The organism is Pectobacterium carotovorum (genome assembly GCF_033898505.1).
Classification (GTDB): domain Bacteria; phylum Pseudomonadota; class Gammaproteobacteria; order Enterobacterales; family Enterobacteriaceae; genus Pectobacterium; species Pectobacterium carotovorum_J.
In genome coordinates this window covers 22957-42608 of sequence record NZ_JAXAFK010000005.1, presented here as the reverse complement: position 1 = coordinate 42608, position 19652 = coordinate 22957, and the positions used below count along the sequence as shown (strand labels likewise).

Below are 19652 nucleotides of genomic sequence, written 5' to 3'. Positions count from 1 at the left end.
ATCAGGAGAAGAAGCTCAGAATGGTATTGATGACCGTCCGCTGATTGACGTCCGACAGGTTATAGAACAGCGGTAAACGCACCAGCCGTTCGCTTTCCTGCGTGGTGTAGCGATCTTCACCGGAGAAATGACCAAAGTTCAGGCCAGCCGGGCAACTGTGCAGCGGGATATAATGAAAGACCGTCATGATTTCGGCTTCTTTCATGTAATTGATAAACGCACTGCGGTCGTCCTGATCGCGCAGTTTGATATAAAACATGTGCGCGTTGTGAATGCCATTGGCAGGCACGGTTGGCAGCGTAATACGCCCGGCGTCGGCCAATGATTTGAATGCCGCATAGTAGTTCTGCCACAGTTTCAGGCGACGCTCGTTGATCGGCCGTGCCGCTTCCAGCTGCGCCCAGAGATAGGCAGCCTGAATATCCGCCATCAGGTAGCTTGAACCGATATCACGCCACGTGTATTTATCCACCTGTCCGCGGAAGAACTGGCTGCGGTTGGTACCTTTTTCACGGATGATTTCAGCACGCTCCACCAGTCTGGCGTCATTAATCAACGTGGCTCCGCCTTCGCCACCCGAGGTGTAGTTCTTGGTTTCGTGAAAGCTGAAGCAGCCGATGTGGCCGATAGAGCCCAGAACGCGGCCTTTGTAGCTGGACATCACGCCCTGCGCAGCATCTTCCACGACATATAAATCGTATTTCTTCGCCAGTGCCATAATCGCGTCCATCTCGCAGGCCACGCCCGCGTAGTGGACTGGCACGATAATGCGCGTCTTTTCCGTAATGGCCGCTTCGATTTTCGTCTCGTCAATGTTCATGGTATCCGGGCGGATATCGACAAACACGATTTTCGCACCGCGCAGCACAAAGGCGTTAGCGGTGGAAACGAAGGTATAGCTCGGCATAATCACTTCATCACCGGGCTTAACGTCCAGCAGAATAGCGGCCATCTCCAGCGAAGCAGTGCAGGAAGGCGTGAGCAGGACTTTTTTACTGCCGGAATAATGTTCCAACCACTGCTGACAACGGCGAGTAAACCCACCATCGCCGCACAACTTACCGCTGCTCATGGCAGCCTGCATATAATCCAGTTCCGTACCGACAACCGGTGGCGCGTTAAATGGAATCATGTGATCACCTGTATAACCAATACGCCGTGCTCTCAATCGTGGCACCACGGCGAAGATAAAGACGAAGCGCCGCCACGTTGCCAACCTGCGTCGCGACCCGAAGACGAATCAATCCTTGTTGTCGGCACCACGTTTCCGCCAGCGCCATCAGCTGTGAACCGATGCCCCGTACCGTAACGCCCGGCCAAACGCCCAGTAGTCCGATACGTGCATCCGCGTCATCCACTCTGCGTAGCGTGACCCATCCCTGTGGATTGCCAGCGGCATCTTCCGCCAGTAAACAGCAGTGGTCGAACGTACCGCGCACGGCATTTTCAATCCACTGCGCATAGAAACGCCCGCTATCCTCCGGCTGGTACCACGGAGAACGAAAACGGCTCAGTGCAAACACACGTGATGCCGCGTCCCTCAGTGCCGGGATATCGTCGGGCGCGGCTTCACGCCAGCGCGGTAGCGACGTAACCACGGTGGGCCGTTCCAGCGACAAACTGAGATCGACTTCGCCTTCCACCAATCGAAAACCAAGATCGGCAAGCGTATCCGCCAACACCAGATTGTCCGCCGCAATTTTGGCCTGCGTCAGCGTAAATGCGCTCAGCGCATCAGGCGTCAACGCGGGCGCAGAAGGCGAAAAATTCAGCTTACCGCTGTCAATCTGGAAGAATTCACTCTCCCAGCCCAGCGGTTCAACCGTGGCGCGAATCTCTCCCTGTCCTACTGATACCGGATGGGTCATTGTTTCGCTCCTTCTTTTCCTTTTCCGCCACTGGGCACAGGTTTAATCGTTCAGCCCTAAACGTTCGCCGGCATAAGAACCATCCTGCACGCTGCGCCACCATTTTTCGTTATTCAGATACCAGTTGACGGTTTTTCTCATACCCGTCTCAAACGTTTCTTCCGGACGCCAGCCCAGTTCACGTTCAATTTTCCCGGCATCGATCGCGTAGCGCATATCGTGGCCAGGGCGATCTTTCACGTAGGTGATGAGATCGCGGTAATGTTCCACGCCAGCGGGCTTATTCGGTGCCAGCTCTTCCAGCAGCGCGCAAATGGTCTGCACGACTTCAATATTTTTGCGCTCGTTGTGACCGCCGATGTTATACGTTTCGCCGATTTCACCTTCCGTCACCACTTTGTACAGTGCACGAGCGTGGTCTTCGACAAACAGCCAGTCGCGGATTTGCGCGCCGTCACCGTAAACCGGCAACGGTTTACCCGCGACCGCATTCAGGATCACCAGCGGAATCAGCTTCTCTGGAAAATGGTAAGGGCCGTAGTTATTCGAGCAGTTGGTGATAATCGTCGGGAACCCGTAGGTACGTAGCCAGGCGCGAACAAGGTGGTCGCTGGATGCCTTCGATGCGGAATAAGGGCTGCTCGGCGCATAGGACGTCGTTTCTGTGAACAAATCGTCTGTTCCGTGCAGATCGCCAAACACTTCATCGGTGGAGATATGGTGAAAACGGAACGCGTGCTTGTCCGCATCAGCCAGGCTCTGCCAGTAGTGGCGTGCCGCTTCCAGCATGGTGTAGGTGCCGACAATATTGGTTTCGATAAACGCCGCAGGGCCGTCGATAGAGCGATCGACATGGCTTTCTGCCGCCAAATGCATCACCAGCGCGGGCTGGTAGGCCTTAAAGACGCGGTCCAGCTCAGCACGATCGCAGATATCAACCTGCTCGAACGCAAAACGCTCGCTATCCGCAACAGGAGCCAGAGAAGACAAGTTACCTGCATAAGTCAGTTTATCGACAATGACGACGCTGTCCTGCGTCTCCGTCAGAATGTATCTGACCAACGCTGAACCAATAAACCCTGCACCGCCGGTAATTAAAATACGTTTCAACGCCATACTCCTTTGGTATCAATAACCCACTGTTGTTTCACATCTTCTGGGTTAATCGCTTTAAACTGACGGTGGTCGACCAACATGACCAGCACATCCGCTTCTTTTAGTGCACTGCTGGTATCGACCAGTTTCACCTGCCCAGCCAACACGGACGGCAGGTGCTTGACATTGGGTTCGACGGCTAACGTCACGCCGGTATTCCACTGGGCAATCATGGACGTAATCCCTACCGCGGGGCTTTCACGCAGATCGTCAATGTCGGGCTTGAACGCCAGCCCAAAGCAGGCCACCGTGACCTCGCAGGCGCGCTTATCCGTTTGTGCCAGATAATCCGCCACGGCCGCTTTGACGCGATCCACAACCCAGAGCGGTTTGCCATCGTTTACCAATCTGGCGGTATGAATCAACCGAGCCTGCTGCGGGTTCTGCGCCACGATAAACCAGGGATCGACCGCAATACAGTGCCCGCCGACGCCAGGGCCGGGTTGCAGGATATTGACGCGGGGATGGCGGTTTGCCAATCGGATAAGTTCCCATACGTTAATGTTTTGTTCGGCACAAATCAGCGAGAGCTCGTTGGCGAAAGCAATGTTGACATCGCGGAAGCTATTTTCCGTCAGCTTGCACATTTCGGCGGTGCGGGAGTTAGTAACCACACACTCACCTTCGAGGAAGATTTTGTACAACTCACTGGCGCGCGCAGAGCACACCGGGGTCATGCCGCCAATAACACGATCGTTTTTAACCAGCTCAACCACAACCTGACCGGGCAGGACACGTTCAGGGCAATAGGCAATATTGATATCCGCCGTTTCCCCAACCTGCTGCGGAAACGTCAAGTCCGTGCGTGCATCGGCTAGCCACTCGGCCATTTGCTCGGTTGCACCTACGGGGGATGTCGATTCCAGAATCACCAAATCGCCTTTCTTCAGAACAGGCGCAATAGACGCTGCCGCAGCCTGAACGTAGGCCAAATCGGGTTCGTGATCGCCTTTGAAAGGGGTAGGAACGGCGATCAGGAAGGCATCGGCTGGCACAGGCTTTGTCATGGCCTGGAGATAGCCATTTTCCACGGCCACCTTGACCAGTGAATCCAGATCGGGCTCGACAATATGGATTTCGCCGCGATTAATGGTTTCGACCGCCAGTTTGTTCACATCAATACCGATCACTTTTTTCTGACGCGATGCAAAGGCCGCCGCGGTGGGTAAACCGATGTAGCCTAAACCGATTACGGAAATGGTAGTAAAGCTCATAGTGTCACCTGATAATTTTTATGTCGGGTCGTCGCATAGCGACGTTTAAAATCGCTCCTGGCGATTTTTTAAAGCATCAACGATGCGTTGACAGGCTTGTCCATCGCCATAGGGGTTGTGGGCGCGGCTCATTGCCTGATACGCCTCTTCATCCGTCAGCAGCATAGATACCGCATCGACAATGCTGGTCACTTCTGTTCCCACCAGCTTGACCGTGCCCGCTTCAACCGCCTCCGGCCGCTCTGTCGTATCACGCATCACCAATACGGGCTTACCTAACGACGGCGCTTCTTCCTGAATGCCGCCAGAGTCGGTCAAAATCATGTAAGAACGATTCATCAAATACACGAAAGGCAGATAGTCCTGCGGTGCAATCAGCATCACATTATCAATGCCGCTCAGGATTCGATTAACGGGTTCACTAACGTTAGGATTCAGGTGAACCGGATACACAATTTGTACTTCAGGGTGGCGACGAGCGATATCCGCCAGCGCGCTGCAAATGCGCTCAAAGCCACCGCCAAAACTCTCGCGACGGTGTCCGGTAACCAGAATCAGCTTCTTGTTGTCGTCTAAAAAAGCATATTTTTCATCGAGGCTGCTGCGTAATGCGGCGTCCCCGAGAATGCGATCGCGCACCCAGAACAGCGCATCGATCACCGTATTACCGGTCACAAAAATATGCCGGTCAGACAGGTGCTCGCGCAGTAAATTCTGGCGGGAATTTTCTGTCGGGGCAAAGTGGTACATTGCCAAATGCCCGGTTAGTTTGCGGTTAGCCTCTTCCGGCCAGGGCGAATACAGATTGCCAGTACGCAATCCCGCTTCTACGTGGCCGACGGGAATGCGCTGATAAAAGGCCGCCAGGCTGGTTGCAAGCGTCGTAGTGGTGTCGCCGTGTACCAATACCAGATCCGGCTTAAACTCCGTCATGACGGGTTCAAGTCCCGATAAAATCCGGCAGGATATCTCACTAAGCCCCTGCCCCGGTCGCATAATATCCAGATCGTAGTCCGGCGTAATATCGAACAAACGCAGCACCTGATCCAGCATCTCCCGATGCTGGGCTGTTACGCAAATTCTCGATTCAAAGGCTCCATCCTGAGCCAGAGCATGAACCAGCGGCGCCATTTTAATGGCTTCCGGCCGGGTGCCGAAAACAGTCAATACTTTCACATTGAATCTCTTTAATCAGGTTAGACGCAGACGCTCGCAGAGCATCAAACGCGAATCAGCAAGCTGGTTAGCGCGGACGGCGAGCCAAGGCAACGCCTGCGCCAACGAGCGCGCCAATCGCACCCCACATCACCATCAGGAATGCCCGGCGTGGGCTGTCGCGCTTCACCGGCTCTTCCGGCGTACGCAAATAACGATACGTCTGGAAACCAGCCTCAAGCGTTGGGCCAACGTTCAGCGTCGCCAGCATCGCGCGATTTTGATCATAATCCAGTTCGTAGTGCGGGCCGCTGGTCTGCAACGTTTCCAGTCGGGCTTGGAGCATCGGCCTGCCGAGCAGGAACATTTCCGATGCGGGGATTTCGTCTGCCGGCGTATCCGTCTGGCTACGGCTAATGCCTTGCTGCTGCGCGATTTTCAGCGCCAGTTCAACGCTGCGGACTTCGCGATCGTAAATCGCTTTCGCTACCGCTTCCTGACGCTTGATCTGCGACTTCATAAAAATAGTTCTGGCAGCCCAGGCACCCTTGATCTCTTCATTCAGGTGGTTGGCTGCTCGCTGGCTGGCAAAAGCCACATACTGACGAAGCAACGTGTTGGAATCCGCAGAGGTTTCCGCTACCAGCTTCACGGAATCATTGGTTTTTTTCCCATCGTCGCGCGGCGTAAACTGAATGTTGTTGACCATTTCATCTAGCAGAGCGGCATCCGCTTTCTCATCGCCTTCCAGACGCTGCTTGTAATAGTCGGTCTGCAACCAGAAATCGCGGCGGGTATCATAAGCCGCTAATTGCATGATGAATTCATCATAAGCATCAGCCGAAATAGACGGTTGCTCTGGCTGAGGGGTAGAAAAAGATCGGGCGTCGAGGTTACGCAAGAACTGCTGCTGCGAATAATACCCTCCCAGCATATTGACCGTCGGCTTGTCGGTAATCGCTGTCGCGCTCCACTCCTGTTTAACAAGATAGGAATAGCCTAATGCCACAACGGCAAAAAGCAGGCCGATCGCTATCGGCCACACCTTCCCCTGCCACAGCAAGCGAAATAAACCACGGATATCCAGTTCGTTATCAATCAACGCATTCCCGGTAGACAAGTTCTCTGATTTCATTACTTCCCCAAAATTATTTGGTCAGGATGACTGCTTTTGCTCATCGGAATGCCGCATACGGCGTTTGATTCGCTTGATAAAACGGGCGACCCGCCATGCTCGTTTCAGGCAGTAGCCATACAGTAGAAATGCAAGCAAGAATAATGCCAACATCAACCATTCGGGTATAAAAAAGAAATATTCTCCCAACACACCAACCGCAGCCAACAAGGCAGCAGCAAGCGTAATCAGCACAAAAGCCTGACGGGAAGAAAAACCCGCGCGCATCATTAAATGATGAATGTGCTGCCGGTCAGGTGAGAATGGGCTCATCCCTTTGCGTAAGCGCCGATACATAATGGCGATCATATCAATCAGTGGGATAGCGATGATCCACAATGCCGTTACCGGATTAATCGGATGCTGTGGGCCTTGTGTCGTTTGAATCAGGATCCAGATGGCCGTGAAGCCAATCATCGTGCTACCCGCATCGCCCATGAAGACCTTGTAGCGTCGCCCAAAGATACCGAGATTAAGCAGAATATAAGGAAGCGTCGCCGCGATCATGGCAAAACACCACAGGGCCAGATTCGTCTGGCCGCTCAGATACAGCAAGATCCCCATCGCCCCAAACGAGACACTGGACAAGCCGCCGAGCAACCCATCGATCCCGTCCACCATATTGAACGCATTAATCGCCGCCCAAACGGCAAACAGCGTGACCAGATAGCCAAACGGCCCCAGCGCCATCTGCCATGGGCCGAAAATGTGTCCCAGGTTGTGTAGCGTCAAGCCGGCAAAGGCCATCATCACCACCGCGACAAACGCCTGCACAACGGCACGGATTTTCACACTGATATCAAAACGATCGTCCAGCATGCCGACAAACACCAGCACGCCCGCACATAGCAGGTAAAGACGGAAGTTCGGGATATATTGGTCGGTAATAAAGTAGCTAAAGCAGATACCCGCATACACAGAGATGCCGCCAACCAAAGGCACAAGACCCCGATGACGTTTACGGTAGTTGGGACGATCGACAAGCCCTATTTTACCCGCGATGCTGCGAGCAAAAAAAAGAAAGCCCAGAGAAAACAAGAAAATAAATAGTAATTCGGTACTCATAGTGAGTAAGTTCACCGTTAACAGCCGCGCTGTAGCTGTTCAGTATAGACTCGGTTTACGCCTTATATCCTATCGCCCACATTGATCGCCAGTACAAATTGAGTGATAACCGAGACTTCCAGCAGAAAGCCTCCTCACATCCGATCAATTAAGGGATAAAAAAACGCCACGACCCAGCGTGGCGTTCCCCGAGTTATCCGTAATGTACCCGTCATACTTCAAGCCACATGTGCGTTGGCTTCCCTTACTCACCCCAGTCACTTACTGATGTAAGCTCCTGGGGATTCGTGCGCTTGCCGCCTTCCTGCAACTCGAATTATTTAGGGTATATATAGATGAACGCCCGGATTTATGAACGTTTCATCATATCGAAGAATTCATCGTTGGTTTTCGTCATCGCCAACTTGTTGATCAGGAATTCCATCGCGTCGATCTCGCCCATTGGGTGAATGATCTTGCGTAGAATCCACATCTTCTGCAATTCTTCAGAGGTGGTAAGCAATTCTTCTTTACGCGTACCGGAGCGGTTGTAATCAATCGCCGGGAAGACGCGTTTTTCTGCGATTTTACGCGCCAGGTGCAGTTCCATATTACCTGTACCTTTAAACTCTTCGTAAATCACTTCGTCCATCTTGGAACCGGTATCCACCAGCGCAGTGGCGATGATAGTCAGGCTACCGCCTTCCTCAACGTTACGCGCCGCACCGAAGAAACGCTTCGGACGATGCAGGGCGTTAGCATCCACACCACCGGTCAACACTTTGCCCGAAGCCGGAACAACGGTGTTATAGGCACGCGCCAGACGGGTAATGGAGTCCAGCAGGATGATAACGTCTTTCTTATGCTCAACCAGACGCTTCGCTTTTTCGATCACCATTTCGGCAACCTGAACGTGACGGGAAGCTGGCTCATCAAACGTTGACGCAACCACTTCGCCTTTCACCAGACGCTGCATCTCGGTAACTTCTTCCGGACGTTCGTCAATCAGCAGTACCATCAGCACGCAGTCAGGATGGTTGTAGGCAATACTCTGCGCAATGTTCTGCAGCAGCATGGTTTTACCTGCTTTAGGCGGTGCAACAATCAGACCACGTTGACCACGGCCAATCGGCGCAGCCAGATCCAGCACCCGCGCCGTCAGATCTTCTGTCGACCCGTTACCGCGTTCCATACGCAGACGAGAGTTTGCATGCAGTGGCGTGAGGTTTTCGAACAGGATCTTGTTGCGGGCGTTTTCAGGTTTGTCGTAGTTGACTTCGTTAACTTTCAGCAGCGCAAAGTAGCGTTCACCTTCTTTCGGCGGACGAATCTTGCCAGAAATGGTGTCACCAGTGCGGAGGTTAAAACGGCGGATTTGGCTGGGAGAAACGTAGATATCATCGGGGCCTGCGAGGTAGGAGCTGTCTGCGGAGCGAAGAAAGCCGAAGCCATCCTGCAATATCTCCAGCACACCATCGCCGAAAATATCCTCGCCGCTTTTGGCATGCTGTTTCAGAATAGCGAAGATAATATCCTGTTTACGCATGCGGGCCTGGTTTTCCAGCCCCATATTTTCGCCAAGAGCAATTAACTCAGAAACTGGCGTATTCTTTAATTCGGTAAGATTCATAGTGGTGGGTTCTTTAACTCGGGGTAAATCTCGAACTATTAACGTGAATGGTATGGCAGGGTCATCCGTGCCTCTATAACAGCCTTCAACCACCGGATTCCTGTCTGGTTTCACACCTGAAGCGCATTACATCCGCGCAAAACAACATCCGCATAAACGATATCCGCATAAATCAACGGCAGGAGATCGAAGACACATAAAACCAAGTATTATAAAACTAGTAGACTGCCCAAATCGGATCACAAACGTGTTGTAAAACAATCGTGTTGTAGAAAATTACTTTGTAAAACAACGATTTTTCGATTTCGACACAGAATAATGCTTTAGACTCTAACTTTCAGGCTTAAGCCTAAGGGCTTAAACATAGGCAAGTACGATATGCAGTAATGAAGAATCTAGCACGCTTCCCGACGAGCGGCAAGCAGTCAATATGAGAATTGCATATTGCCCGATTGCGCCCGCCGGCAATACCCTTTTGGGGGGTATAAAGCTAATTACAGATTCGCCGTCAGGAACTCTTTCAGTTGCCCTTTGGACAATGCGCCGACTTTTGTCGCAGCGACTTCGCCGTTTTTAAACAACAGCAGAGTGGGGATACCACGGATACCATATTTCGGCGCAGTAGCCGGGTTTTCATCAATGTTCAGTTTGGTAACCGTCAGTTTACCTTCAAACTCTTCGGCGATTTCATCCAGGATAGGAGCGATCATTTTGCAAGGACCACACCACTCAGCCCAGAAATCAACCAAGATAGCGCCCTCAGCTTGCAGTACTTTCGTGCCGAAGCTGTCATCAGTCAGGTGAATTATTTTATCGCTCATATTTTACTCCGCAGGATTATTTCTACCGTGTTGGTGTAGCATTAACCAACAACGGCTTGACTTTATTTCACCGGATACGCTTTCGTAAAGCAATAGTTAGCTGATATTCTACCACACTATGAGCAAAACACACTTAACTGAACAGAAGTTTTCCGACTTCGCCCTGCACCCGCAGGTTATTGAAGCTCTTGAAAGCAAAGGGTTTCATAACTGTACGCCTATTCAGGCGTTAGCTCTGCCATTGGCTCTGTCAGGGCGTGATGTTGCAGGTCAGGCGCAAACCGGTACCGGCAAGACGCTGGCTTTTCTCGCGTCTACTTTCCATTATTTGCTTTCACACCCTGCAAACGCAGAGCGTCAAACCAATCAACCACGTGCCTTAATTATGGCACCAACCCGTGAACTGGCTGTCCAGATTCACTCTGACGCAGAAGCGCTGTCTCACCTTACCGGGTTAAAACTGGGTTTAGCCTACGGTGGAGACGGTTACGACAAGCAGCTTAAGGTGCTGGAAAACGGCGTTGATATTCTGATCGGTACCACCGGTCGCCTGATCGATTACGCCAAACAGAACCATATCAACCTGGGCGCGATTCAGGTCGTCGTGCTGGACGAAGCGGATCGTATGTACGATCTCGGCTTCATCAAAGATATTCGCTGGCTGTTCCGCCGCATGCCGCCAGCGGCACAGCGTCTGAACATGCTCTTTTCCGCTACGCTCTCCTATCGGGTGCGTGAACTCGCGTTTGAACAGATGAATAACGCAGAGTACGTGGAAGTTGAACCGGAGCAGAAAACCGGCCATCGCATTAAAGAAGAACTGTTTTATCCGTCTAACGAAGAAAAAATGCGCCTGCTCCAGACACTGCTGGAAGAAGAGTGGCCGGACCGCTGCATTATTTTCGCAAATACCAAGCATCGCTGCGAAGACATCTGGGGCCATCTGGCTGCCGACGGTCATCGCGTTGGGCTGCTGACGGGCGACGTCGCACAGAAAAAACGTCTGCGTATTCTGGAAGAATTTACCCAGGGCAATCTGGATATTCTGGTGGCAACGGACGTTGCAGCGCGCGGTTTGCATATTCCTTCCGTGACCCACGTTTTTAACTACGACCTGCCGGATGACTGCGAAGACTACGTTCACCGTATTGGCCGTACTGGCCGTGCGGGACAAAGCGGAAATTCTATCAGCCTGGCCTGTGAAGAGTATGCACTGAACCTCCCGGCTATCGAGACCTATATCGGTCACAACATTCCGGTCAGCAAATACAACAGCGACGCGCTGATGAATGATTTACCCGCGCCGAAGCGTTTAGCGCGCCCACCGCGTTCCAATAATGGCCCGCGCCGACATAGCAATGCGCCGCGCCGCAGTGGAGCGCCTCGTAATAACCGTAAACGAGCGGATTAACCGTCGATGCTGAGCTCTTCTTCACTTTACGCTGCCATCGATCTCGGCTCGAACAGCTTCCATATGCTGGTCACCCGGGAAACCGCAGGCAGCATTCAGACGCTGGCGAAAATAAAGCGTAAAGTCCGCCTTGCGGCAGGGCTGGATAAACAGAATCGGCTCTCGCAGGACGCGATGCAGCGCGGCTGGCAGTGTCTACAGCTGTTCTCCGAACGGTTGCAGGACATCCCGCAGGATCAGGTGCGCGTCGTCGCGACCGCCACCCTGCGGCTGGCAACGAATGCTGACGAGTTTCTGCAACAGGCCCAGGAAATTCTGGGCTTGCCGATTCAGGTTATCAGCGGTGAAGAAGAAGCACGCCTGATTTATCAAGGCGTAGCACATACGACGGGCGGCCCGGATGCGCGTCTGGTCGTGGATATCGGCGGTGGCAGCACCGAGCTGGCTACGGGAGTTGGCGCAAAAACGACCCAGTTGATCAGCCTCCCGATGGGATGCGTCACGTGGCTGGATCGCTATTTCAGCGACCGCAATCTGGAAGCCGGTAATTTTGAACGCGCGGAACAAGCAGCGCGTGAAATGCTACGCCCCGTTGCCGCCTCTCTGCGCGAGCAGGGTTGGCAAATCTGCGTCGGCGCCTCCGGCACAGTACAAGCACTGCAAGAAATCATGGTTGCGCAGGGAATGGATGAATACATTACCCTGCCGAAGCTCAGGCAGCTTAAAGAGCATGCGATTCAGTGCGATAAGCTGGAAGAGTTGGAAATTGAAGGCCTGACGCTGGAACGCGCGCTGGTTTTTCCCAGCGGATTAGCCATCCTGCTGGCAATCTTCCAGGAGCTCGACATCAAAACGATGACGCTGGCTGGTGGCGCGCTGCGTGAAGGGCTGGTCTATGGCATGTTGCATTTGCCTGTCGATCAGGACATCCGTCACCGTACATTGGCGACGCTGCAACGCCGCTACCTGCTGGATGCCGAACAGGCTAAACGCGTCAGTACGCTGGCGGACAACTTTCTGCAACAGGTTGCCCGTGACTGGCAGTTAGATAACCGATGTCGCGAGTTACTGCGCAGCGCCTGTCTGGTACACGAAATCGGCTTGAGCATCGATTTTCGCCAGTCGCCCCAGCATGCAGCCTATTTGATTCGCCATAGCGATCTCCCCGGCTTTACGCCCGCCCAGAAGAAACTGTTAGCCACACTCCTGCAAAACCAGATTAACCCTGTCGATTTAATGCCGCTGAGTCAGCAGAACGCGCTGCCGGTCAATCAGGCACAGCGCCTGTGCCGTCTGTTGCGCCTGGCGATTATTTTTGCCAGCCGCCGCCGCGATGACACGCTGCCAGCCGTACGATTACGCGTAGAAGGCGAAACGCTGCGTTTGATTCTGCCTGCGGGCTGGCTGGCACAGCATCCATTACGGGCAGAAATGCTGGAACAGGAAAGCCGCTGGCAGAGCTACGTACACTGGCCGCTGATGCTGGAAGAAACCCCAGCTTAACGGGGGAAAGCTTACTCCCCTTCCCCTTTTGCTTTCGCCAACATCGCTCGGATGTTAGCAACGTTCGCCTGACCTTTCTGCATACGCTCTTGTGCGCTGACCACTTTCCTTTCTGTTTCCCACACAACATCATCCTGCGGCAATTCCAGCAGGAAGCGGCTCGGCTCAGGGCGAACCAATTCACCATACTGGCGGCGCTCTTTGCACAGCGTGAAGATGAGTTCACGCTGTGCGCGCGTAATCCCCACGTACGCCAAACGACGTTCTTCATCAACATTGTCTTCATCAATGCTGCTTTGGTGCGGCAACAGACCTTCTTCCATCCCAACTAGAAAGACGTACGGGAATTCCAAGCCTTTGGACGCATGCAGCGTCATCAGTTGTACCTGATCCAGCTCTTCTTCACTTTCTCCACGTTCCATCATGTCCCGCAGCGTGAAGCGCGTCACCACCTGCGTCAGCGTCATGGGCTCATCCAATTCGGAGCCCTCCAGCATTTCCGTCATCCAGCTAAATAGCTGATTGACGTTCTTCATCCGCATTTCCGCGGCTTTTGGGCTGGGCGAGGTTTCATATAGCCAGCTTTCGTAGTCCAACCCATGAATCAGGTCGCGCACGGCGGCTACCGGTTCACGTTCTGCCAGACGGGCGATTTCCGCCAGCCACTGGGTAAACCGTTGCAGGGATTCCAGCCCACGTCCGGTCAGCGACTGGCTCAACCCCAGATCAAAGCTCGCGCTGAACAGGCCTTTATTGCGTTGTCCCGCCCACTCACCCAGCTTCTTCATCGTCGCCGGGCCGATCTCACGTTTGGGCGTGTTCACAATGCGTAAGAACGCGCTGTCATCATCCGGGTTGGTCAGAACGCGCAGATAAGCCAGCAAATCTTTGATTTCAGGACGAGAGAAAAAGGACGTGCCGCCAGAAATGCGATACGGAATACGGTTCTGCATCAGCATCTTTTCAAACAGGCGCGACTGATGGTTACCACGATACAAAATGGCATAGTCACCATACTGGGTCTTTTTAATAAAGTGATGGGCAATCAGCTCACCAACGACCCGCTCTGCCTCGTGATCTTCGTTGTTGGCGGTAATCACTTTGAGTTCATCGCCGTAACCCAGCTCCGAGAAAAGCCGTTTTTCAAAAACGTGCGGGTTATTGGCGATGAGAATATTGGCCGCTTTCAGAATACGCCCGGATGAGCGGTAGTTTTGTTCCAGCTTGATCACATCAAGCGTGGGGAAATCCTGCTGTAGCAGCACCAGATTCTGTGGGCGCGCCCCACGCCAGGAGTAAATAGACTGATCGTCATCTCCTACGACGGTGAAACGCGCGCGGGTGCCGACCAGCAGTTTAACCAGCTCATACTGGCTGGTGTTGGTGTCCTGATATTCATCCACCAGCAGGTAGCGCAAACGGTTCTGCCAACGTTCGCGTACCTCAGCGTTTTGCTTCAGCAGCAGCGTGGGCAGCAAAATCAGATCGTCGAAGTCCAGCACGTTACAGGCGCGCAAATGTTCATGATAGAGCGAGTAGCAGTGCACAAATAGCTTGTCGCGTTCGGAACGCGCCGTCGCTGCCGCACCAGCAGGATCGATCAGATCGTTTTTCCAGTTTGAGATCGTCGAGATCAGCTGTTGCAGCAAAACCTTATCATTTTCCAGCCACTGCTCCGTCAGCTCTTTCAGCAGCGCCATCTGATCTTGATCGTCGAACAGGGAGAAATTGGATTTCATCCCCAATGCGGCGTATTCACGTTTGATGATCTCCAGCCCCAGCGTATGGAAGGTCGCAATCATCAACCCGCGCGTTTCTTTGCGCCCCAGCGTTTGCGCCACGCGCTCCTTCATCTCCCGTGCCGCTTTGTTGGTAAACGTCACGGCAGCAATATGCCGAGCCTGATAGCCACACTGGCGGATAAGGTGCGCAATCTTGTTGGTGATCACGCGGGTCTTGCCTGAACCTGCGCCCGCCAGTACCAGACAAGGTCCGGTGACGAATTCGACGGCGTGTTGTTGGCTGGGGTTTAAGCGCATAACGATCTTGCTCACTCATAAAACGGAAGGCGATTGTAGCAGAAAGCCGTATCGATCTTGACCAGGGATTTGTTATTAAGGAAAGCACGTCGCAGTCCACATCTTGCGTTGCAAATGTTACATTGCGCGCAGGAATCTCTTTTGCAAAAAAGGTAACGACATGGCAAATACCGCAGCAGCTCTGCACATCCTGGTGGACACCGAACAGCAGGCTAACGACATTCTTGCTCAACTGGAAAAAGGCGCAGACTTCCAGAAACTGGCGCAAAAACACTCGACCTGTCCGTCAAAACGCAACGGCGGTGATTTAGGTGAATTTCGTAAAGGCGACATGGTGCCGGCATTCGATAAGGCCGTGTTTTCCTGCGAATTGCTGAAACCGTTTGGTCCGGTGAAAACCCAGTTTGGTTACCATGTGATCAAGGTGCTGTACCGCAACTAAGTCATTACGCCGACGCACACAAATAGAAAAAGCGCGCCAACCTTCTGGTTTGGCGCGCTTTTTTTCTTAACCTATCGTCATCAGGCTGGCATTACCGCCCGCTGCCGCAGTATTAATACTCAGAGAACGTTCGGTCAGCAGACGCTCAAGCTGAACGTGAGTATCACCCTGCGCATAGCCCAGCGGCAGAATAATCGGGCCATCGCGCTCTGCAAGCGTTTTACTCAGCTGCCGTAGCCGATCGGCATCCCCGTGATAAATGACGCCATGAAAAGATACGTCGTGCCGCTGCCAGTCGGGGGTAAACTGAATATGCAGTTGCACCTCGGCGGGTAAATGCTCATAGAGCGTTTTCTCCCGCTCACCTTCCGGCCACAGCAGTTGCCCGCCCGTTGCCAGCACCGCCGCCGTCTGAATCAAGCGGTCTTCCTCAGTCTCTGCCAGACATAAAACCCGTTCACGCGGCAACAGCGTATAGGTATTGCTTTCCCCTGTCGGGCCCGGCAGCAGCCGCGTTATCCCGCTGATGCTATATTCTCTGTAACGCTGGCACAGCGTAGCCAACCCGTGGCGTTCACCAGCAATCGCCCACGCCTCCAGCGCCTGTAGCCCCGCCAGCAGCGACGCTCGGGCAGAAACATCGGGAACCTGCTCACGATCCCGCTGCGCGAACCCTTTCGCGAGCGCCTCATCTGGCCGATGTGCCAGCAAGCGATACAGATAAAGCGGCCCGCCTGCCTTTGGCCCGGTTCCCGATAAGCCTTCACCGCCAAACGGCTGAACCCCGACAACAGCGCCGACCATATTGCGGTTCACATAGTGGTTGCCCACCCTCGCCTTGCCCGTCACACGCTGGATGGTTTCATCAATGCGGGTATGCACGCCCAACGTCAGGCCGTATCCCGTCGCGTTGATTTGCTCAATCGTGGTATCCAACTGCTGGCTTTGATAGCGAACAACGTGTAAAACTGGACCAAAAACTTCTTTTTTCAGCTCGTCTATCTTGCCCAGCTCGATCAAAGTCGGTTTCACAAACGTCCCGTGCAGCCATGTTTCCTCATCCTGCGGATGCGCTGCCTGAAATACAGTATGGCCTTTCGCCCGCATCGTCTGAATATGCCGCTCTACGTTCTCTTTCGCTTCCGCATCAATCAGCGGGCCGATGTCGGTCGATAAGCGTTCAGGGTTCCCCATTCGACACTCCGCCATCGCGCCACGCAGCATATCCAGCGTGCGATCCGCAATGTCCTCTTGCAGACACAAAAGACGCAGCGCGGAGCAACGCTGTCCGGCGCTGTCGAACGCGGAGGCAATCACATCATTCACCACCTGTTCCGTCAGCGCAGAGGAATCGACAATCATCGCATTCAGACCACCCGTTTCGGCAATCAGCGGCGTCACACGTCCCTGTGGATCGAGCCTGCCAGCAATGCTGCGTTGCAGGGTTTTGGCAACGGCCGTCGACCCGGTAAACACCACACCGCGTACCCGCTCATCGTTGACCAACGCTGCGCCAATCGTTTCTCCCTGTCCGGGCAGCAGTTGCAGCACGCCCTGAGGAATGCCCGCCTCATGTAAAATACGCACCGCCTGTGCCGCAATCAGCGGCGTCTGTTCAGCCGGTTTCGCCAGCACGCTGTTTCCTGCCGCCAGTGCGGCAGAAATTTGACCAGTGAAGATCGCCAGCGGGAAATTCCACGGGCTGATGCAAACCACCGGCCCCAGTGGACGATGGGTATCATTGGTGAAGGAATCCCGAACCTGCCCCGCGTAATAGCGCAAGAAATCCACCGCTTCCCGCACCTCTGCAATCGCGTTACTGAAAGATTTCCCGGCTTCCCGTACCAGCAGCCCCAGAAGGCTTTGCAACTGGCGTTCCATCAGCGAGGCGGCCTGATTCAATATCGCAGCCCGTTCTGCGGGCGGCGTCGCAAACCAGATGGGACCGGCATGTACCGCCGCGTCTACCGCCTGCTCAACATCCGCCACCGAGGCATCGAGAACGTAGCCCACGACATCGTGCATATCCGCAGGATTCACCACGGACTTTTCTTCGTTTGCGTCGCTTTCTCCCTCAATCATCGGTGCGGCATACCACGGTTGCGTCGCGTGGCTCAACAGCGCGCTGGACAGCGAGGCCAGCCGGTGCTCATTCGAGAGATCCAGCCCGCTCGAATTTTGCCGCGCCTGACCATACAGCTGGCGCGGCAGGGGAATGCGGGGATGCGGAGCCCCCATGATCCATTCCACTTTTGCCAGCGCCTCTACGCCGCTAATCGGATCGGCAATCAGCGTTTCCAGCGCCATTGAGGTATCCGCAATGCGGTTAACAAACGAGGTATTCGCGCCGTTTTCCAGCAGTCGCCGCACCAGATAAGCCAGCAGCGTTTCATGGGTTCCGACTGGGGCATAAATACGGCATGGGCGGTTCAGTTTACCGTCCGCAACCGTCCCCACCACCTGATCATAGAGCGGTTCACCCATGCCATGCAGGCACTGAAATTCATACTGACCGGGATAGTAATTGTTGCCCGCCATGTGGTAGATCGTGCTTAACGTCTGCGCATTGTGCGTGGCGAACTGCGGGTAAATCAGATTCGGTACGGCCAGCAGCTTGCGAGCGCACGCCAGATACGACACATCGGTATAGACCTTACGCGTGTAGACCGGGTAGCCTTCCAGCCCGTCAACCTGTGCCCGCTTGATTTCGCTATCCCAGTACGCGCCTTTTACCAGACGAATCATCAGCCGCCGACGGCTGCGCTGTGCCAGCTCAATCAGCGCGTCGATCACATACGGGCAGCGTTTCTGGTAAGCCTGAATGACAAACCCAATGCCGTTCCATCCCGCCAGTTGCGGCTCCATACAGAGTTTTTCCAGCAGATCGAGTGAGATCTCCAGTCGATCGGCTTCCTCCGCGTCAATATTGATCCCGATGTCGTACTGACGCGCCAGCAGCGTCAGCGTCAGCAAACGCGGGTAGAGTTCTTCCATTACACGGTCATACTGCGCCCGGCTATAGCGAGGATGCAGCGCCGATAGCTTGATGGAGATGCCCGGCCCTTCGTAAATCCCGCGCCCGTTCGAGGCTTTGCCGATAGCATGAATCGCCTGCTGATAGGCCGCCAGATACGCGGCAGCATCATGCTCCGTCAGCGCCGCTTCACCTAACATATCGTAAGAGTAGCGGAAACCTTTTTCCTCTCGCTCACGGGCATTCGCCAGCGCTTCACCGATGGTTTCGCCAGTAACAAACTGCTCTCCCATCAGCCGCATAGCCATATCAACGCCTTTGCGGATCAGCGGTTCGCCGCTTTTCCCGATCATTCGGTTCAGCGAATTCGACAGGTGCGCCTCGTTATGTGTCGCCACCAGCTTTCCGGTAAACAGCAGCCCCCAGGTTGCGGCATTCACAAAAAGCGACGGGCTATGACCAAGATGCGCCTGCCAGTTCCCTCGGCTGATCTTGTCGCGGATCAGCGCATCGCGCGTGGATTTATCAGGAATACGCAGCAGCGCTTCAGCTAAACACATCAACGCCACCCCTTCCTGAGAAGAAAGTGAGAATTCCTGTAGCAGCCCTTGCACAATTCCCGCACGACCGCTTCCGGCTTTCTGGCTGCGTAATTGCTCCGCCAGCCGATAAGCCAGTTTCTGCGTTAATTCTGACATTTCGTCGGTAAGTCTTGCCTGTTCAAGCAAAATGGGAACCAGTTCACTTTCGGGACGGCGGTAAACAGAAGTAATGGCGGCGCGGATAACGGACTGGGGAAGAACATGCTCAGCGAAATCAAGAAAGGGTTGGTGGGTTTCTTCTTCCCGAGATTGCGGCATAATCTCTTCCGCTTCAGTGTGGCTGACGTTCGCCCATTGCGGTGTTTCAGGAGTGTCGAGGCCGCTTTCGAGGCGTTCGAGGTAATGGAAAATAGCCTGTTTGATCAGCCAGTGCGGTGTGCGATCAATACGCTGTGCTGCAGCCTTGATGCGTTCGCGCGTTTCCTCATCGAGTTTTACACCCATCGTGGTAGAGCCCATAGCGTCCACTCCTGTCATTAGAAGATGCACATCGGGAAAACGTCAATATCGACCATGTTGCAACTTTGTGCAACCTTGTTAACAAATGGAGCGGTTGCAGCCCCTTATCACCTTCAGACCTCGTTCCGGCCTGAGTGATGACAATAAAACACAGCGTCGCC

The 19652-nt window shown here is 53.9% G+C and carries 14 protein-coding genes; 3 read left to right on the top strand and 11 right to left on the bottom strand.

Features of this window, described 5'->3' with window-relative positions:
• Position 1: 1 nt before the first annotated feature.
• The 9 genes from rffA to trxA form a co-directional block, all read right to left on the bottom strand.
• Positions 2–1132, bottom strand: coding sequence for a dTDP-4-amino-4,6-dideoxygalactose transaminase (gene rffA, locus R9X49_RS18590; RefSeq protein WP_182100864.1), 1131 nt, complete (start codon positions 1130–1132; stop codon positions 2–4).
• 4 nt (positions 1133–1136) lie between these two features.
• Positions 1137–1868: a dTDP-4-amino-4,6-dideoxy-D-galactose acyltransferase gene (wecD, locus tag R9X49_RS18585; RefSeq protein WP_319849817.1), complete on the bottom strand. Its 732-nt coding sequence runs from the start codon at positions 1866–1868 to the stop codon at positions 1137–1139.
• A 42-nt stretch (positions 1869–1910) separates the two neighbouring features.
• Positions 1911–2984, bottom strand: a complete 1074-nt coding sequence (gene rffG / locus R9X49_RS18580) for a dTDP-glucose 4,6-dehydratase (protein WP_319849816.1) — start codon at positions 2982–2984, stop codon at positions 1911–1913.
• A complete protein-coding gene (gene wecC, locus R9X49_RS18575; RefSeq protein ID WP_319849815.1) occupies positions 2975–4237 on the bottom strand; it encodes a UDP-N-acetyl-D-mannosamine dehydrogenase in 1263 nt (420 codons plus the stop codon). The genes rffG and wecC overlap by 10 nt, the downstream gene beginning before the upstream one ends.
• 45 nt (positions 4238–4282) lie before the next feature.
• Positions 4283–5413 (bottom strand): non-hydrolyzing UDP-N-acetylglucosamine 2-epimerase, encoded by a 1131-nt coding sequence (gene wecB, locus R9X49_RS18570; protein ID WP_319849814.1) that lies wholly within the window; start codon positions 5411–5413, stop codon positions 4283–4285.
• 67 nt (positions 5414–5480) lie between these two features.
• Positions 5481–6527, bottom strand: coding sequence for an ECA polysaccharide chain length modulation protein (gene wzzE, locus R9X49_RS18565; protein WP_319849813.1), 1047 nt, complete (start codon positions 6525–6527; stop codon positions 5481–5483).
• A 21-nt stretch (positions 6528–6548) separates the two neighbouring features.
• The gene (wecA, locus tag R9X49_RS18560; protein ID WP_319849812.1) at positions 6549–7646 is read right to left on the bottom strand and encodes a UDP-N-acetylglucosamine--undecaprenyl-phosphate N-acetylglucosaminephosphotransferase; all 1098 of its coding nucleotides are present in this window, start codon (positions 7644–7646) and stop codon (positions 6549–6551) included.
• Between the two features lie 334 nt (positions 7647–7980).
• On the bottom strand, positions 7981–9240 hold the full coding sequence (gene rho, locus R9X49_RS18555; protein ID WP_096617845.1) for a transcription termination factor Rho: 1260 nt from the start codon (positions 9238–9240) through the stop codon (positions 7981–7983).
• Between the two features lie 494 nt (positions 9241–9734).
• On the bottom strand, positions 9735–10061 hold the full coding sequence (gene trxA, locus R9X49_RS18550) for a thioredoxin TrxA (protein WP_010283883.1): 327 nt from the start codon (positions 10059–10061) through the stop codon (positions 9735–9737).
• 118 nt (positions 10062–10179) lie between these two features.
• Between trxA and rhlB the strand changes: the two genes are divergently transcribed.
• The gene (gene rhlB, locus R9X49_RS18545) at positions 10180–11472 is read left to right on the top strand and encodes an ATP-dependent RNA helicase RhlB (protein ID WP_319849811.1); all 1293 of its coding nucleotides are present in this window, start codon (positions 10180–10182) and stop codon (positions 11470–11472) included.
• 6 nt (positions 11473–11478) lie between these two features.
• A complete protein-coding gene (ppx, locus tag R9X49_RS18540; protein ID WP_319849810.1) occupies positions 11479–12975 on the top strand; it encodes an exopolyphosphatase in 1497 nt (498 codons plus the stop codon).
• Between the two features lie 11 nt (positions 12976–12986).
• Here ppx and rep read toward each other — a convergent pair whose 3' ends face one another.
• The gene (gene rep, locus R9X49_RS18535; RefSeq protein WP_319849809.1) at positions 12987–15014 is read right to left on the bottom strand and encodes a DNA helicase Rep; all 2028 of its coding nucleotides are present in this window, start codon (positions 15012–15014) and stop codon (positions 12987–12989) included.
• Positions 15015–15174: 160 nt separating this feature from the next.
• Here rep and ppiC point away from each other — a divergent pair, with 160 nt between their 5' ends.
• Positions 15175–15456, top strand: coding sequence for a peptidylprolyl isomerase PpiC (gene ppiC / locus R9X49_RS18530; protein ID WP_015842110.1), 282 nt, complete (start codon positions 15175–15177; stop codon positions 15454–15456).
• Positions 15457–15522: 66 nt separating this feature from the next.
• Here ppiC and putA read toward each other — a convergent pair whose 3' ends face one another.
• Entirely contained in the window at positions 15523–19491 is a 3969-nt protein-coding gene (gene putA, locus R9X49_RS18525; protein WP_319849808.1) for a trifunctional transcriptional regulator/proline dehydrogenase/L-glutamate gamma-semialdehyde dehydrogenase, read from the bottom strand.
• Between the last annotated feature and the right edge of the window lie 161 nt (positions 19492–19652).

Coding starts and splice junctions, on each gene's coding strand:
- trxA (WP_010283883.1), bottom strand. CDS start 10,061: ATGAGCGATAAAATAATTCACCTGACTGATGACAGCTTCGGCACGAAA.
- ppiC (WP_015842110.1), top strand. CDS start 15,175: ATGGCAAATACCGCAGCAGCTCTGCACATCCTGGTGGACACCGAACAG.
- wecC (WP_319849815.1), bottom strand. CDS start 4,237: ATGAGCTTTACTACCATTTCCGTAATCGGTTTAGGCTACATCGGTTTA.
- rffG (WP_319849816.1), bottom strand. CDS start 2,984: ATGGCGTTGAAACGTATTTTAATTACCGGCGGTGCAGGGTTTATTGGT.
- rffA (WP_182100864.1), bottom strand. CDS start 1,132: ATGATTCCATTTAACGCGCCACCGGTTGTCGGTACGGAACTGGATTAT.
- putA (WP_319849808.1), bottom strand. CDS start 19,491: ATGGGCTCTACCACGATGGGTGTAAAACTCGATGAGGAAACGCGCGAA.
- wecD (WP_319849817.1), bottom strand. CDS start 1,868: ATGACCCATCCGGTATCAGTAGGACAGGGAGAGATTCGCGCCACGGTT.
- rhlB (WP_319849811.1), top strand. CDS start 10,180: ATGAGCAAAACACACTTAACTGAACAGAAGTTTTCCGACTTCGCCCTG.
- rho (WP_096617845.1), bottom strand. CDS start 9,240: ATGAATCTTACCGAATTAAAGAATACGCCAGTTTCTGAGTTAATTGCT.
- wzzE (WP_319849813.1), bottom strand. CDS start 6,527: ATGAAATCAGAGAACTTGTCTACCGGGAATGCGTTGATTGATAACGAA.
- rep (WP_319849809.1), bottom strand. CDS start 15,014: ATGCGCTTAAACCCCAGCCAACAACACGCCGTCGAATTCGTCACCGGA.
- ppx (WP_319849810.1), top strand. CDS start 11,479: ATGCTGAGCTCTTCTTCACTTTACGCTGCCATCGATCTCGGCTCGAAC.